Below are 14578 nucleotides of genomic sequence, written 5' to 3' on the forward strand. Positions count from 1 at the left end.
GCGCTTCACGCCCTGTCCAAGCCGCACGTCGACAAAGACACCGGGGAGCACGACCCCCGCACGCCCGGCACCCGGCGGTTGGATGCGCTGGTCACGATGGCCAAACACGCCACCAACCCGGACAAGCCGGTCCGCGGCAGCGGGGCCGCCGCGCGGATCATCGTCACCATCCCCCTGGCCGACCTCGTCTCCGGCGTCCGCAAGACCAGCCTCGCCGAACAACTGGGCCTCTTGCCTACGCAGGACGAGGAGCCGGCGGATCGCGCCGACCTCGACGCCCCCACGCCCGACAGCGGCGCGGTTACCGGGTGCGCGGTAGGTCGCGGCCCGCGCGCCGAGGGAGAGCGGGCTGACGGATGCTCGGCTGGCCACAGTCGGCTCGACGGGGATGACGAACCTCGCGTGAGCGTTCACGCGCCTCGCGTGGGCGGCGACGGTCCGTGCTGCGGCGGGGTGCAGGACTCGACGACCAACGGGACCGGCTCCGGAGTGCTCGGATCCGGCGTGCTGGGGCACGACACGATCCGCTCCAGCATCGCTGGGTGCGGGACCACGCGGTACGGGCAGGTCCTCTCGCCGGCGGACGTGCGGATGCTGGCCTGCGACGCGCAGATCATCCCGGCCGTGCTCGGCACCCGCAGCGAACTCCTCGACCTGGGCCACGCCCATCGGCTCGCCAAGCCCGGACTGGCCACAGCCTTGGAGCTGCGGGACAAGACCTGCACCTACCCCGGGTGCCGAATACCGGCCGCCTGGACCGACAAACACCACATCACACACTGGGCCAACGGCGGACCAACGACCAAAGGCAACATGTGTTGCCTCTGCCGACACCATCACACCGTCGTGCACCGACACGGCCACGTAGCGACCGTCACGCCCTACGGGGTCACCTGGACGCGCGCCGACGGCACCCCCATCGGCAACCAACCCCGCCCCGACACCACAGCAGACGACTACGGGAGAGAACCGTCACCGGGGGCGCTGATCCCCGAACGCAAAGCCCTGCCCAGCGACCAACTCACTTGTGCCACCTAAACGCTCGAAGGCGCCCGAGACCTGCTGCCCCGGGCGCCTTCGGCAGCGACCTCCAGTCGCCGGCAGATCAGCAGTCAGTACTGAATGACCACGCGCCCATCGATCGCACCGCGGTGCATCTCGTCGAACACCTCGTTGATCTCCTCCAACTGCCGCACCGTGCACTTGGGCTTGATGAGACCGCGGTTGTAGAAGTCGAGAGCCTCGACCATGTCCTGACGCGTGCCGACGATCGAACCGCGGATCGTCAGACCCTTGAGCACCACGTCGAAAATGGGCGCCGGGAAATCACCCGGGGGCAGCCCGTTGAAGACGATCGTGCCGCCGCGCCGGGCCATGCCGATCGCCTGACCGAAGGCGTCCGGGTGCACCGCCGTGACCAACACGCCGTGCGCCCCGCCGGTGGCCTTCTGGATCGCCTTGACCGGATCGACGTTCCGGGCGTTGACCAGCACCTCCGCGCCATACGACTCCGCGAGCGCCAACTTCTCGTCCGAGACGTCCACCGCCGCGACTCGCATGCCCATCGCGATCGCGTACTGCACCGCCACGTGCCCCAGCCCGCCGATACCCGAAATGACCATCCACTGACCCGGACGCACTTCGGAGACCTTCAGACCCTTGTAGACCGTCACCCCGGCGCACAACACCGGCGCGACCTCCACCGGATCACTGCCTTTCGCGATCCGGGCCGCGAACCGCTCGTCGACCAGCATGTACTGACCGAAGCTGCCGTCCACGGCATAGCCGCCGTTCTGCTGCTCCGTGCACAACGTCTCCCAGCCGGTGCCGCAGTACTCGCACTGCCCGCAGGCCGACCACAGCCACGCGTTGCCCACGAGGTCGCCCTCCGTGAGCGTCGTCACGCCCTCCCCCAGGGCGACGACCTCGCCGACCCCCTCGTGGCCGGGGATGAACGGCGTGCTCGGCTTGACCGGCCAATCGCCCTCCGCGGCGTGCAGATCCGTGTGGCAGACACCGGTGGTGAGGAGCTTGACGAGCACCTGGCCCGGGCCCGGCTCCGGCACCGGCACCTCACTGACCGAGAGCGGCGTGCCGAACTCGCGAACCACTGCTGCGTGCATCGTTGTCATGGTCTTTCCCTTCAGTCGTCATTGACGTGCGATGGGGTCATTCAGAGCTTGTCGTGCTTGCCCGCGGTGCGCGCGGGGAAACGCTTCGTGAGCGGCGAATCACGGCCTTCTTTAGAAAAAGCCGACCTTGTCCGGCGAGTAGCTGACCAGCAGGTTCTTGGTCTGCTGGTAGTGCTCGAGCATCATCTTGTGGTTCTCGCGCCCGATGCCGGACTGCTTGTAACCGCCGAAGGCGGCGTGCGCCGGGTACTGGTGGTAGCAGTTGGTCCACACGCGGCCGGCCTGGATGCCCCGGCCCATTCGGTAGGCGGTGTGTGTCGACCGGGCCCACACTCCCGCGCCCAGCCCGTACGGCGTGTCGTTGGCAACCTTCAGCGCGTCGGCCTCGTCGTCGAACGTCGTCATCGACAGGACTGGCCCGAAAATCTCCTCCTGGAAGATCCGCATCGCGTTGTGCCCCTGGAAGACCGTCGGCTTGATGTAGTACCCGCCGGCGAGATCGCCCTCCAGCTCCGCCCTGTGGCCACCGGTGAGGACCGTCGCGCCCTCCTCCTTGCCGATGTCGATGTACCGCAGGATCTTCTCGAACTGCTCGTTGCTGGCCTGCGCGCCCATCATCGTGTCGGTGTCCAACGGATTGCCCTGCACGACCGCCTCGACCCGCTCGATGGCACGCGGCACGAAGGAGTCGACCATCGAATTCTGAACGAGGGCCCGCGAGGGACAGGTGCAGACCTCGCCCTGATTGAGCGCGAACATCGTGAACCCCTCGAGCGCCTTGTCGAAGAAGGCGTCGTCCTGCTCGGCGACGTCGTCGAAGAACACATTCGGGCTCTTGCCGCCGAGTTCCAGCGTCACCGGAATGATGTTCTCCGCCGCGTACTGCATGATGAGGCGGCCGGTGTTCGTCTCCCCCGTGAACGCGATCTTGGCGATGCGCGGGCTGGAAGCCAACGGCTTGCCGGCCTCGACCCCGAATCCGTTGACGACATTGACGACGCCGGGCGGCAGCAGGTCGCCGATGATCTCCATGACCTTCAAGATCGACCACGGTGTCTGCTCGGCCGGCTTCAGCACGACGGTGTTGCCCGCGGCCAACGCGGGAGCCAGCTTCCACACACCCATGAGAATCGGGAAGTTCCACGGGATGATCTGGCCGACGACGCCCAGCGGCTCGTGGAAGTGGTAAGCGATGGTGTTTTCGTCGAGCTCGCTGATACCACCCTCCTGGGAACGCAGGCAGCCGGCGAAGTAGCGGAAGTGATCGACCGCCAACGGGATGTCGGCGTTCAGGGTTTCGCGGACGGCCTTGCCGTTGTCCCACGTCTCACACACCGCGATGTCCTGCAGGTGCTGCTCGATGCGGTCCGCGATGCGGTGCAGCACGAGTGCCCGCTGCGCCGGAGGCGTGGTGCCCCACGCCGGTGCGGCGGCGTGCGCCGCGTCGAGCGCCTTGTCGATGTCCTCGGCGGTGCTGCGGGGGATCTGGGTGAACACCTGCCCGGTGACGGGGGTGGTGTTCTCGAAGTACTGGCCCCGCACCGGCTCGACCCACTCGCCGCCGATGTAGTTGCCGTAGCGCTCCTTGACCTCGATCTGCGAGTCGGACGATCCGGGCCTGGCGTAAACGGTCATGACATTCTCCTCGTCGTTGAGTTCGTCGGCCGACGCCCCGGTGGTGCGCCGTGGCGTGCAACTGGGGTGCGGCCGATTGGGGCAGGACGCTACGCAGCCAGAGGTTGCAGCGACGTTGCAACGCGCTCGCGCAGGGGTCATCGGCCCAGGTCAGGACCGTTCAACGGCGGTGAGAGGGCGGTGAGAGGGGTCAGCGCAGTTCGCTCTCGAGCCACTCCAGGTGGCGCACGATGCGGTCGCGTCGCGGAGAGCGTGGTGGCAGCCGGCGCAGTGTCGTGAGCCAGGCGTCGGCGTCGGTCTGCGCCTCCGGCAGCGCGAGGTAGGCCAGCATCGCCTCCACCGACCCGGCGCCCACGACGGTGTCCCGCAGCGCCCCCGAGACCTCCGCGCGCAGCCGACGCACCCCCGGCGCCTCCGACGGCGGCAGCACCTGCCCGGCGTAGGCCTCCAGCGCCGCCCGGTGCCAGCCCCGGCCCGTGTGCTCCAGCACCTGATCGGCGTCCGAGGCCAGCGGTGCGGCCAGCCGGTAGGGCCGCGACTGCGGCACCCAGGCCGGCGCCTCCGCCTCCAATCGGCGCCGTAGGCGCACCATCTCGGCCCGCAGGGTCGTGACGCTCGCCTCGGGATTGACCAGCGCGGCCAGCTCCTCCAGCCGCAGCCCGTCGGGGTGCCGGGCGAGCATCACCAGGATCTCCGTGTGGCGCAACGACAGCGCGATCGTGCGCCCCCCGTCGATGAGCAGCCCGGTGTCGCGCCCGAGCACCCGCAACTGCGCCGTGTCGGGCACCGCCGCCGGCGCCAGTCCGCGCAGCCGCTGCAACGCCAACTCGGCCTGGGCGGCGGCGATCGCGGCCCCCACCAGCGCGAGCGCGTGCGGCCCGACCGCCTCGGCCCCACCGGTCAGGTCGACGACGCCAAGCACGTCGCCCGTATCCGGATCGCGGATCGGTGCCGCGGTGCAATGCCACCCCCGCACGAGCGGGCTGAAGTGCTGCGACCCGGTGATCTGCACCCCCGAGCCCAGGATCAGAGCGGTGCCGGGCGCGCTGGTGCCGACGACCGCCTCCGACCAGTCGGCGCCGGGAGCGAAGACCATCGACTCGGCGCTACGCAACGCGCCCGCGTCGCCCTCCACCCACAGCAGCCGACCCCGCGCATCCCCGACGGCGACGATGATCCCGCTGTCGGTGCAGGGCTGCACGAGCAGGCGCCGCACCACCGGCATCGCCGCGGCCAGCGGGTGCGCCTCCCGGTAACCCGCCAGGTCGGCGCCGTCGAAGACCACCTCGGCCACGGCCTGGTCCGGCACCCGCAGGCGCGCCAACGACCGGTCCCACGAAGCGCGGACGACATCGGGCGCCCGGTCCGCCCGGGGCGCCGCGATGCCGTCCGCGGTGTTGTTCGCCGTGTTGTCCGACGTGTCGTCCTCTTTGTCCGACATGACTGGCCTGTCTGCAGGGGCTACTCGGTGGCAGATTCTGCTGCAGTCTGGCGACCTGTCAAGCGGTTGCGCCTCCGCGTGGCCCGGCTAGAACACCAATCCGAGCGCGAAGCCGCCCAGCAGGTAGCAGAACAGGGTGATCAGCAGCACGCCGACGATATTGAGCACGGCGCCACCCCGGGCCATCTGCCCGATGGTCACCACCCCCGATCCGAAGACGATGGCGTTCGGTGGCGTACCGACCGGCAGCATGAACGCGCACGTCGCGGCGAGGGCGGCGGGGATGAGCAGGGTCATCGCGTCGGCACCGATACCGACGGCCACGCCGCCGAGGATCGGGATGAACGTCGCGGCCGTCGCGGTGTTGCTCGTGATCTCGGTCAGCAGCAGCACGATCGCGGTGATCGCGGCCACCAGCAGCACGATCGGCAGCACGCCGAGGCCGACGACCTGCGCGCCGAACCAGTCGTCGAGGCCGCTGGAGGCGACCGCGCCGGCCAGGCTCAGACCGCCGCCAAAGAGCAGCAGCACGCCCCAGGGCAGGCCGTCCTCGGCGTCCTTCCACTCCAGCGTCATCTTGCGGGTGCCCTTGCCGGGCACGAGGAACAGCACGACACCGGCCAGGATCGCGATCGCCGCGTCGTCGAGGCTGTCGAGGAAGTTGATGATGCCGATGCTGTCGCCGATGAACGGGAGTTCGACGAGCAGGCCGGGCACGATCCACAGGAAGGCGGCACCGGCGAACACCGCACCGACGACCTTCTCGCCCTGGCTGACCGGGCCGAGCTTGTCGATCTCGCCCTGGATCATCTCCTTGCCGCCGGGCACCTCGTCGAGCTGGAAGCGGTACAGCACGCGGGTCATGAGGAACCACGCGATGAAGATGAACGTGAACGCCAGCGGCGTGCCGAGCATCATCCACTGCAGGAAGCCGATGCTGCGCTCGAGTTCGGTCTGCACGTAGCCGGCGACGATCGCGTTCGGCGGGCTGCCCAGCAGGGTGCCCAGGCCACCCATGGAGGCCGACCACGCGATCGCGAGCACGAGACACACGCCGAACATGCGGGTGTTGGGGTCGTCGATGACCGCGCTGATCTTGTGCCCCTTGGCCAGACGCTCCGCGGCGACACCGCCACTCTGATCGGAGTTGCGTTCGACGACGAGCGTCAACACGGACAGCGCGATCGGCAGCATCATCAGCGTCGTCGCGGTGTTCGACACCCACATCGACAGGAACCCCGTGGAGAGCATGAGGCCGAGCACGATCCTGCGCGGCTGCACGCCGACTGCCCGCAGCGTCATGAGGGCGATGCGCCGGTGCAGATTCCATTTCTCCATCGCGATGGCGATGAGGAAGCCACCGAGGAAGAGGAAGACGATCGGGGAGGCGAACGGCCCGGTCGCCTGGGCGATCGTCCCTTCGGTCACCACGGGCAGCACGATGATCGGCAGCAACGAGGTGGCCGACAGTGGCACCGCCTCGGTCATCCACCAGATCGCCATGAGCGTCATCAGCGCCGCGACATTGCGCGCATCAGGGCTCAGGTCTTGCGCCGCCCCCATCGCCAACCAGACCACACCTGCGGCCACCAGGCCCAGGATCCGCACCGTCCACAGTGTGCGACCCTTGCGTTCCTGGGTGTCGGCGTCGTCGTAGTCCTCGTACATGCCTTGGTGGCGTTCTTGCTCCTCAGGGGGAGCCGACGCGTCCGGCTGGTGAGACATACAGCCTCCTTGCTGCAGTAAAGGTGATCGCAGATGCGCGACAGTTACACAGCCTTGCGGGCAATTGCCGGGAACAAAGCCTTTGGCCACCCTATTGGTGACTGAACGCTGAACGTTGGTGGCGCGCACCCACCGTTTTGGACCGCGACAAAGCGAGGAGAGTTGACGTGTTCGATGTCGAGTTGCCGCTCTTCGTCGAGACCGTTGTGCTCGTCGTGGATTTCACGATCAAGGCGCTCGCCATCGGTATCGTCCCCGAGAATCGCCGCCCTTCGTCCTCCTCGGCCTGGCTGCTGCTGATCCTCTTCCTGCCGCTCGTCGGTCTCCCGCTGTTCCTGCTGCTGGGCAGCAGCCGCGTCAACAACCGCCGCCACCGCATCCAGGCGCAGGCCAATGCACTCCTCGATGACGGCCTGGCGCACCTGCCCACGGTCCCACCCGGGCTCGAGTTGCCGCCCGGGGTCGAGTCGATGATGGCGCTCAACCGGCGGCTGACCTCCCTGCCGTGCGTGCCCGGCACCGTCGAAGAGGTGCTCACCGACTATCACGGCATGCTCGCCGACATCGCGGCCGCCATCGACGGCGCCACCCGGTACGTGCACGTGCAGACGTATATCGCCCGCTGGGACGAGGCCAGCGACCCCGTGTTCGCCGCCATGGCCCGAGCCCGGGCCCGCGGCGTGGAGGTCCGGCTGCTCATCGACCACCTCGGTTCCCGGCGCTACCGCGGCTACCGGCGCACCAAGAAGCGCTTCAAGGAGGCCGGCTTCACCTGGCACCTGATGCTGCCGATCGACCTCCTGCGCCTGCGCTGGCGGCGTCTTGACCTGCGCAATCACCGCAAGGTCATCGTCGTCGACGGGCGCCTGGGCTACGTCGGGTCGCTGAACCTCATCGCCCCCCACTACGGCACCGACGTCCCCGGCGGCACCAAGCGCGAATGGCTGGAGACGGTGGTGCGGGTCAGCGGGCCCATCGTCGCCTCGTTGGAATCGGTGTTCGCCGTGGACTGGTACACCGAATGCGCGGAGTTGCTCGACGCGCAGACCTACCTGCCGGAGGCCGGTTCGAGCCCCGACCTGGCGATCGGGGGCCCGGTCAACGCGCTGCAGGTCGTGCCCTCGGGCCCCGGGTTCCAGACCCAGCCGAACCAGCGGCTGTTCACCTCCCTGATCCATCGGGCGCAGCGCGAACTGCTCATCGTCAGCCCCTACTTCGTGCCCGACGAGTCGATTCTGGAGGCGGTGACGACGGCCGCGCACCGCGGCGTGCGCGTCGAGCTGTTCGTCAGCGAACGGGCCGACCAGTTCGTCGTGCAGCACGCGCAGGCCTCGTACTACACCGTGCTGCTGGAGGCCGGGGTGCGGATCCACCGGTACCCCGCGCCCTTCGTGCTGCACGCCAAGTTCCTCACCGTCGACGACGAGGTCGCGGTCATCGGCTCCAGCAACATGGACATGCGCAGCTTCGGCCTCAACTACGAGATCAGCCTCATGGGCGCGGCAGGCGACATGCCGGCCCGCTTGCGGCGCATCGCCGCGGCGTACCGCGGGCCGAGTGCCGAACTGTCCCTAGCGGATTGGGAGACGCGGCCGTGGCTGCGGCGGTACACCGAAAATGTGGCGCGCCTGACCTCCGCCCTGCAATGAGCGCACCGGCCTGAGAAACTGCAGGGGTACGCCGTACCGCAAGCCAAGGAGGATCATGACCGACGCGGCCCAGTTCCAGGACATCGCCGACCCCGTGACGCTGGAGACCTTGCGGCAGTTGACCGAGCTGCCGACGCCGGTTGTCTCGCTCTACGTACCGACCGCCCGCTCCCGCCCAGAATCCGAGCGCGCGCCCTTGGAACTGCGCGCCCTGCTGGACCCGGCGCGCGAGCAACTGGCCGAGCGCGGCCTGACCGACGACGAGACCGACGCCCTGCTGGCTCCGGTGCGCGCGCTGCAGGAGGACCCGGTCGTGTGGAGCGAGCAGGCCGAGGGCCTGGCGATCTTCGCCTCCCCGGGCGGCATGCGCAGCTACCGGATCGCCCGCGACGTACCGGCCTCGGTGACCGTCGGACAGGTACCCCACCTGCTGCCGCTCGTGCCCGTCGCCGCCGGCGACGACCGCTACGTCGTGCTGACGCTGAGCCAGAAGCAGGTGCGCCTGTTCGAGGCGACCCCGCACTCCATCACGCAGATCGACCTCGGCGACACCCCAGCCGACATCGACGACATGGAGCGGCGCAACGTGCGTCAGACCCAACTGCAGCACCAGCACCAGCCGCGCGGGGGCGGGGGCGGGCAGACCGCGAGCCACCACGGCCACGGCGGCGCCGCCGATATCGCCGACATCCAGGTCGACAAGTTCGTCCGCGAGGTCGCCGACGGGGTCCGAAACCGGGTCGGTCGCACCGCGAGCGCCCCGCCGATCGTGCTCGCCGCGGTCGCCGAGTACCTGCCCAAGTTGAAGGAGACCGGGCAGCTGCCGACCCTGCAGGAGGAGATCGTCGCCGGCAACCACGAGGCCACCTCGCCCGCCGAGCTGCTCGAACGCAGCCGCTCGATCGCCGCGGCCCGCCTCGCCGACGACCGGCAGGAGCGCCGCGACCGCGCCGCCGAGCTGCTCGGCACCGGCCGCGCGACGCTCGACCCGCGGTCGGCGCTGGCCGCCGCGCGGGAGGGGCGCGCCGGGGAGCTGCTCATCGATCCGCAGGCCGTCGGCTCGGCCGACGACGAGGCGACCGCCCTCGACGAGGCTGTTGCCGCCGCCCTGCTGACCGGCGCCGAGCTGCACGACGTGCCCGACCTGCCGCAGGGCGCCCAACTCGCCGCGTTGCTGCGGTACTGAGGCGGTACTGACGCAGGTCCGACTCGGTTCCGAATCGGTACTGACGGGTCCGGGGGAGCGCCCTTGCGGGCGTGCCCTCAGGGCTCGATGAGCCCGGCGCGAATGGCGTACTTCGTCAGCTCCAGCCGGTCCTTGAGGCCCAGCTTGGTGAGGATGTTCGCGCGGTGCCGTTCGACGGTCTTGGGGCTGATGAACAGCATCTGCGCGATCTCCCGCCCGGAGTGCCCCTCGGCGATGAGCTTGAGCACCTCCTCCTCGCGGGAGGAGAGCACGCTCGCCTCCTCCTCCTGCCCGTCGCGGCGGGCGAGGAACTCGCGGATGATCGTGCTCAACGCGCCCGGGTAGAGGAAGGGCTCGCCGCGTAAGGCGGCGCGACAGGCGTGGATGAGGTCGCGGTCGGCGACGGACTTGTGCACGTAGCCGGCCGCGCCGACCTTCAGCGCCTCGAAGAGGTACTGCTCGTGGTCGTGCATCGACAGCAGCAGCACCGCGACGTCGAGTTTGCGGCGGCTGATCTCGCGGGCCGCCTGCAGCCCGGTCATCCGCGGCATCGACACGTCGAGGATCGCCAGGTCGACCCCGCCGGCCGCCACGGCATCGACCGCCTCCGAGCCGTCGGAGACCTCGGCGACCACCTGCAGGTCGGGCTGCGACTCCAGGATCAGACGCACGCCCTGGCGCACCAACGCGTGGTCGTCGGCGAGCAGAATCCGGGCGACGTGCGGGGTCTGGCTCATGATGTTGCCTCCTGTGGCTGGTGCACGGGCACCGTGAATCGAACGAGCGTGCCAGAACCCTTGGCGGGCTCGACGGTGAGCCAGCCGCCGACGATAGCGGCCCGCTCCATCATCCCGGTCCGGCCGGTGCCCGGTGGGCCCGTCAGGCCGACTCCGTCGTCCCCGACCTCCAGCAGGAGCCGGCCGCCGAGCGGACGCAAGGTGACCCAGACGGTGCGCGCGCTCGCGTGCCGCAGCACATTGGTCAGCGCCTCCTGGGCGATGCGGTAGACGACGAGGGCCTGCTCGTCGGTGGTGCCGGGCACCTCCCGGATGTCGCGGCGCACCTCGATCCGGCCCTCTCGGGCGGTCTGCGTGGCCAGCGCGGTCAGGGCCGGCTCCAGGCCCAGATCCTCGAGCACCCCCGGCCGCAACTGGGCGGCGACCCCGCGAACCTCCTGCAAGGCGGCCCGCACGACCTCCTGGGCGGCGACGACATCCTCGCGTTGCGGCTCGGGTACGGCGTCGACGATCCGGCCCAGGCGCAGCAGCGCCACCGTCAACGTCTGCCCGATCTGATCGTGCAGCTCACGGCTCACCCGCCGGCGCTCGCTCTCCTGAGCGGTCAGCGCGATGCCGGCCGCGCGGGTCTCCTGGGCGGCGAGCCGATCCAGCAGCGCGTTGTAGGCGGCGGCGACCCGGCCCACCTCGTCGTCGCGGTGCACCGGTGCCCGCCCGGGGGCGCTGACCTCGTCCCGCCCCTCCATTGCGATCCGCAGGTCCCGCAGCGGGGCCAAAGCCCGCCGCAGCAGGAGCGCCGCCACCGCCAGCACCAGGGCCAATCCGACACTCAGCTCGACGATCTCGGCGCCGCTGACGGGATGGGAGACCGACAACGGCGAGAGCACCAGCACCAGCAACGCGAAGACCAACAAGGCCGTCATCGCGGAGAAGATCTTGGCGAACAGCGTCAATGCCACCCACCTCCTCGTCGCCGTGCGGGACCAACGCTGGACCCGCTACATGTGTGCCCCCGCCCGGATGAGGGTCGGCACCACTGTGCCGCATGCCCGCCGTCCAGGCACGATGGCGTGGTCTGGACACGCAGGCGGGTCCCCGGTCGGCGCCGACAGGGGAGCTGGTCGGTAGGGAGCCGGCTGGGAGTTGAGGGAGGCGCTGTGCACGAGGCACCGATCGTCGTCGGGGTCGACGGTTCGTCGGCCGCGACCGATGCCACGGCCTGGGCTGCCGACTGGGCCGGGCGGGTCGGGTTGCCGTTGCGCCTGCTCACGGCCGGTAACCCCGCTCGGGCCCGCGGCGCCAAGGCCGTCACCTCGTTGTTCGTGCGGGAGACGGCCGCCGTGCTCGAATCGCACCCCGACCTGCACGTCGACTGCGTGCACGAGAACGCCGAGCCGTCGGCCGCGCTCATCGAGGCCAGCGGGTCGGCGGCGGCCCTGGTCATCGGCTCCCGGGGCGCCGGGGGCTGGGACGACCTGCGCGTCGGCAGCGTCGCCTACGACGTCAGCGCCTACGCCCGCTGCGTGGTCGCCGTCATCCCGCCGGTGGCCGGGGGGCACCTCGACGGGCCCGTCGTGGTCGGCGTGGACGGCTCGCCGGAGTCGGCGGAGGCGGCCGAGTTCGCCGCCCGCCAGGCGCACGACCGGGGCCTCGACCTGCTTGTCGTCACCGCCTACGACAACGGAGATCCCCAGCGCTCGCGGGCCGCCGGTGACCTCGCGCAGCGGATGGCCCGCGACGCCGTGCGCGACCTGCGCGGCTTCGCCGGTCGGGTGCACTCGCGGGCCGTCGTGGGTGCGCCCGCGTTGGCGTTGGCGCAGGCCGGGGCCCGCGCGTCGCTGCTGGTCGTGGGGTCGCGCGGGGCCGGCGGCTTCGCCGGCAAACTGCTCGGGTCGGTCAGCCGCGCGGTGCTGGGCCTCTCGGATCGGCCCGTGGCCATCGTGCGGGCCTGGGAGCCGCAGGAGGCCTGACCGGCCTCGCCAGAACGAGCGGCTCAGAAGATAGTGTTCGCTTTTACACGGTCAGCCGAGCAAAAACGAACACTATCTTTCGGGGTCAGCCGCCTAGCCTGGGTCGCATGCCCGCCTACGTCGCCTTTCTGCGCGCGATCAACCTCGGCCAGACCCGCAAATTCGCCAAGGGCGACCTCGTGGCCGCGACGCAGGCTGCCGGGGCGACGGCCGTGCAGAGCTACCTGACCAGCGGGAATGTGCTGCTCACGAGCCCGCGCACGAGTGCCGCGGAGGTGGCGGCCGACCTGGAGTCCGCGTACGAGGCCGATCGCGGCTTCGCGGTGCCCACGATCGTCTTTCCGCTGGCCGAGTTGCCGCAGCTCGTGGCGACCGGCGATGAGCTGCTCGCCGCCAACGGCCCCGCCGCCCAGTTCGCCGTGAGCCTCTACGCCCAGGCGCCGGAGCCCGCCGCGGTCGAGGCCGCGCACGCGCTCGCACAGGAGCAGCGGGACGCCGGCGAGGTCGCCGACCAGGTGTTCGTGCGCGACCGGGCCGCCTTCGTGCTGTTGCGGGTGGACGTGCACTCCTCGCAACTTCTGCGCGAGCGCGCCTTCGCCGACCTCGGCCAGGGCACCATGCGCACCCACGACGTGCTGCGTCGCCTCTGCGCCCGCTGGGCCTGACGCCCTCGCCCCCCGGTGGGCGCTAGGTCGACCGGGCAACATGGTGCCCCTTGGGCCGAGCGGCCGAGATGGGCGGGGCGTCAGGCGGAGACGACGAGGTGCTTGGCGCCGTAGAGGGTCATGCCGCGGCGGCGCTCGGTGGGCCCGGCGATGTGCAGGGTCGGGAAGCGCTGAACGAGGGCCTGCAGCGCGATCCGCCCCTCGAGGCGAGCCAGCGGTGCCCCCAGGCAGTAGTGCGCCCCGCCGGAGAACGCCAGGTGCTCGGCGGCGTTCGGCCGGGTGATGTCGAACTCCAGCGGCCGCTCGAAGACCTTGGGATCGCGGTTGGCGGCGGCCAAGAACGGGATGACCGCCTCGCCCGGTTCGAACGTCACCCCGCCGAGCTCTGTTCGCTCCAAAGCGAATCGGCTGGTCAGCTGCACCGGAGACAGGTACCGCAGGGTCTCCTCGACGGCGCCGGCGGCCAGGGCGGGGTCGGCGACGAGCGCCTGCCACTGCTGCGGGTTGCGCAGCAGGCACAGCACGGCGTTGCCAATGAGGTTGACCGTCGTCTCGAAGCCGGCCAGCAACAGCAGCGCGCACAGCCCGACCATGTCTTCGGGCGCGATGCGGTGCTCGTCTCGGGCCGCGACGAGTCCGCTGATGACGTCCTCGCGGGGGTCCTTGGCCCGCCGCGCGAACAGCTCCTCGAAGATGCGCCGCAGGTCCTGCTGGGTGCGGATCATCTCGGCGGCGTGCCGCGGCGAGCGCACCCCGTCGAGGGCGCCGCCGATCGCCGCGCCGTAGCGCAGGAACGTCGGCTCGTCGTAGTCCTCGATGCCCAGCAGGTCGACGATGACGGCGATCGGCAGGCTCGCCGAGAACCGGCTCATGAGGTCCCACGGCTCGTCCGCCGGCACGGCGTCGAGGAGCCGGTCGACGGTCTCCCGGATGCGGTTCTCGTAGCGGATCATGCGACCGCGGCCGAAGGCGGGCGTGACGATGCGCCGCAACCGCGTGTGGTCCGGCGGATTGAGCTGCAGCAACGACAGATCGATGTCGCCGTCGAACCAGCCGTCGCGGTCGTGCCCCGGCACCGCGCCGAAGGCCCTGGAGGTGAGGATCTGTTGAGTGAACGCGTGGTTGGTGGTGTACCGCAGTCCCAGCGAGGACTTCGGCAGCGGGTCGCCGGCCTCAGCCGCCCGCAGCTGCTCGTACCGGTCGTAGGGGTCGAGCCGCGACCCCGTGAACAGGTCTGCGACCGGGTCGCGGCGCACCTTCGCGGCGTAGAGCGTCGCGGCGCGTTGCACCACCATCGCCGCGCTCATCCGGGTGAACCGCAGCCACGTCGGCGACTCTCGGCCCCGCAGTCGAGCCGCCGACGTCGTCGGCGCGGGCGGGGGGAGGTCGGTGCCGGTGGTGCGCTCGGTCCGAATCGACATATCTCCAGCGTAAGCGG

The 14578-nt window shown here is 70.3% G+C and carries 12 protein-coding genes; 5 read left to right on the forward strand and 7 right to left on the reverse strand.

Going from position 1 to position 14578, the window contains the following annotated elements; genetic code table 11:
* Positions 1–1038 (forward strand): HNH endonuclease signature motif containing protein (locus KILIM_RS04280; protein ID WP_006591398.1); only part of this gene is annotated, 1038 nt, incomplete at its 5' end.
* A gap of 74 nt (positions 1039–1112) precedes the next feature.
* On the opposite strand, the gene adhP is transcribed toward KILIM_RS04280, so the two are convergent.
* From adhP to KILIM_RS04300, 4 genes are all read right to left on the reverse strand, one after another.
* Positions 1113–2123: an alcohol dehydrogenase AdhP gene (adhP, locus tag KILIM_RS04285; RefSeq protein ID WP_040562202.1), complete on the reverse strand. Its 1011-nt coding sequence runs from the start codon at positions 2121–2123 to the stop codon at positions 1113–1115.
* Positions 2124–2243: 120 nt separating this feature from the next.
* Complete coding sequence (gene exaC, locus KILIM_RS04290; protein WP_006591400.1) at positions 2244–3767, reverse strand: acetaldehyde dehydrogenase ExaC; 1524 nt, start codon at positions 3765–3767, stop codon at positions 2244–2246.
* A gap of 190 nt (positions 3768–3957) precedes the next feature.
* Positions 3958–5208 carry a helix-turn-helix domain-containing protein gene (locus KILIM_RS04295; protein WP_006591401.1) on the reverse strand — a complete coding sequence of 417 codons (1251 nt, stop codon included), beginning with the start codon at positions 5206–5208 and terminating at the stop codon, positions 3958–3960.
* Positions 5209–5295: 87 nt separating this feature from the next.
* Complete coding sequence (locus KILIM_RS04300) at positions 5296–6933, reverse strand: SLC13 family permease (RefSeq protein WP_006591402.1); 1638 nt, start codon at positions 6931–6933, stop codon at positions 5296–5298.
* A gap of 167 nt (positions 6934–7100) precedes the next feature.
* Between KILIM_RS04300 and cls the strand changes: the two genes are divergently transcribed.
* Together cls and KILIM_RS04310 are read left to right on the forward strand one after the other, a co-directional pair.
* Positions 7101–8582, forward strand: a complete 1482-nt coding sequence (gene cls, locus KILIM_RS04305; RefSeq protein WP_006591403.1) for a cardiolipin synthase — start codon at positions 7101–7103, stop codon at positions 8580–8582.
* Between the two features lie 55 nt (positions 8583–8637).
* Complete coding sequence (locus tag KILIM_RS04310) at positions 8638–9768, forward strand: baeRF3 domain-containing protein (RefSeq protein WP_006591404.1); 1131 nt, start codon at positions 8638–8640, stop codon at positions 9766–9768.
* 77 nt (positions 9769–9845) lie between these two features.
* Here the strand turns inward: KILIM_RS04310 and KILIM_RS04315 are convergent, their stop codons facing one another.
* Positions 9846–10505, reverse strand: coding sequence for a response regulator (locus tag KILIM_RS04315; RefSeq protein ID WP_006591405.1), 660 nt, complete (start codon positions 10503–10505; stop codon positions 9846–9848).
* Positions 10502–11464 (reverse strand): sensor histidine kinase, encoded by a 963-nt coding sequence (locus tag KILIM_RS04320; RefSeq protein ID WP_006591406.1) that lies wholly within the window; start codon positions 11462–11464, stop codon positions 10502–10504. Before KILIM_RS04320 ends, KILIM_RS04315 begins: the two co-directional genes overlap by 4 nt.
* A gap of 198 nt (positions 11465–11662) precedes the next feature.
* Between KILIM_RS04320 and KILIM_RS04325 the strand changes: the two genes are divergently transcribed.
* Together KILIM_RS04325 and KILIM_RS22055 are read left to right on the forward strand one after the other, a co-directional pair.
* Positions 11663–12475 (forward strand): universal stress protein, encoded by an 813-nt coding sequence (locus KILIM_RS04325; RefSeq protein ID WP_006591407.1) that lies wholly within the window; start codon positions 11663–11665, stop codon positions 12473–12475.
* Positions 12476–12582: 107 nt separating this feature from the next.
* On the forward strand, positions 12583–13140 hold the full coding sequence (locus tag KILIM_RS22055) for a DUF1697 domain-containing protein (RefSeq protein WP_006591408.1): 558 nt from the start codon (positions 12583–12585) through the stop codon (positions 13138–13140).
* Between the two features lie 80 nt (positions 13141–13220).
* Here KILIM_RS22055 and KILIM_RS04335 read toward each other — a convergent pair whose 3' ends face one another.
* Positions 13221–14561, reverse strand: coding sequence for a cytochrome P450 (locus KILIM_RS04335; RefSeq protein ID WP_006591409.1), 1341 nt, complete (start codon positions 14559–14561; stop codon positions 13221–13223).
* Between the last annotated feature and the right edge of the window lie 17 nt (positions 14562–14578).

This window comes from Kineosphaera limosa NBRC 100340, assembly GCF_000298215.1.
Taxonomy (GTDB): Bacteria; Actinomycetota; Actinomycetes; order Actinomycetales; family Dermatophilaceae; genus Kineosphaera; species Kineosphaera limosa.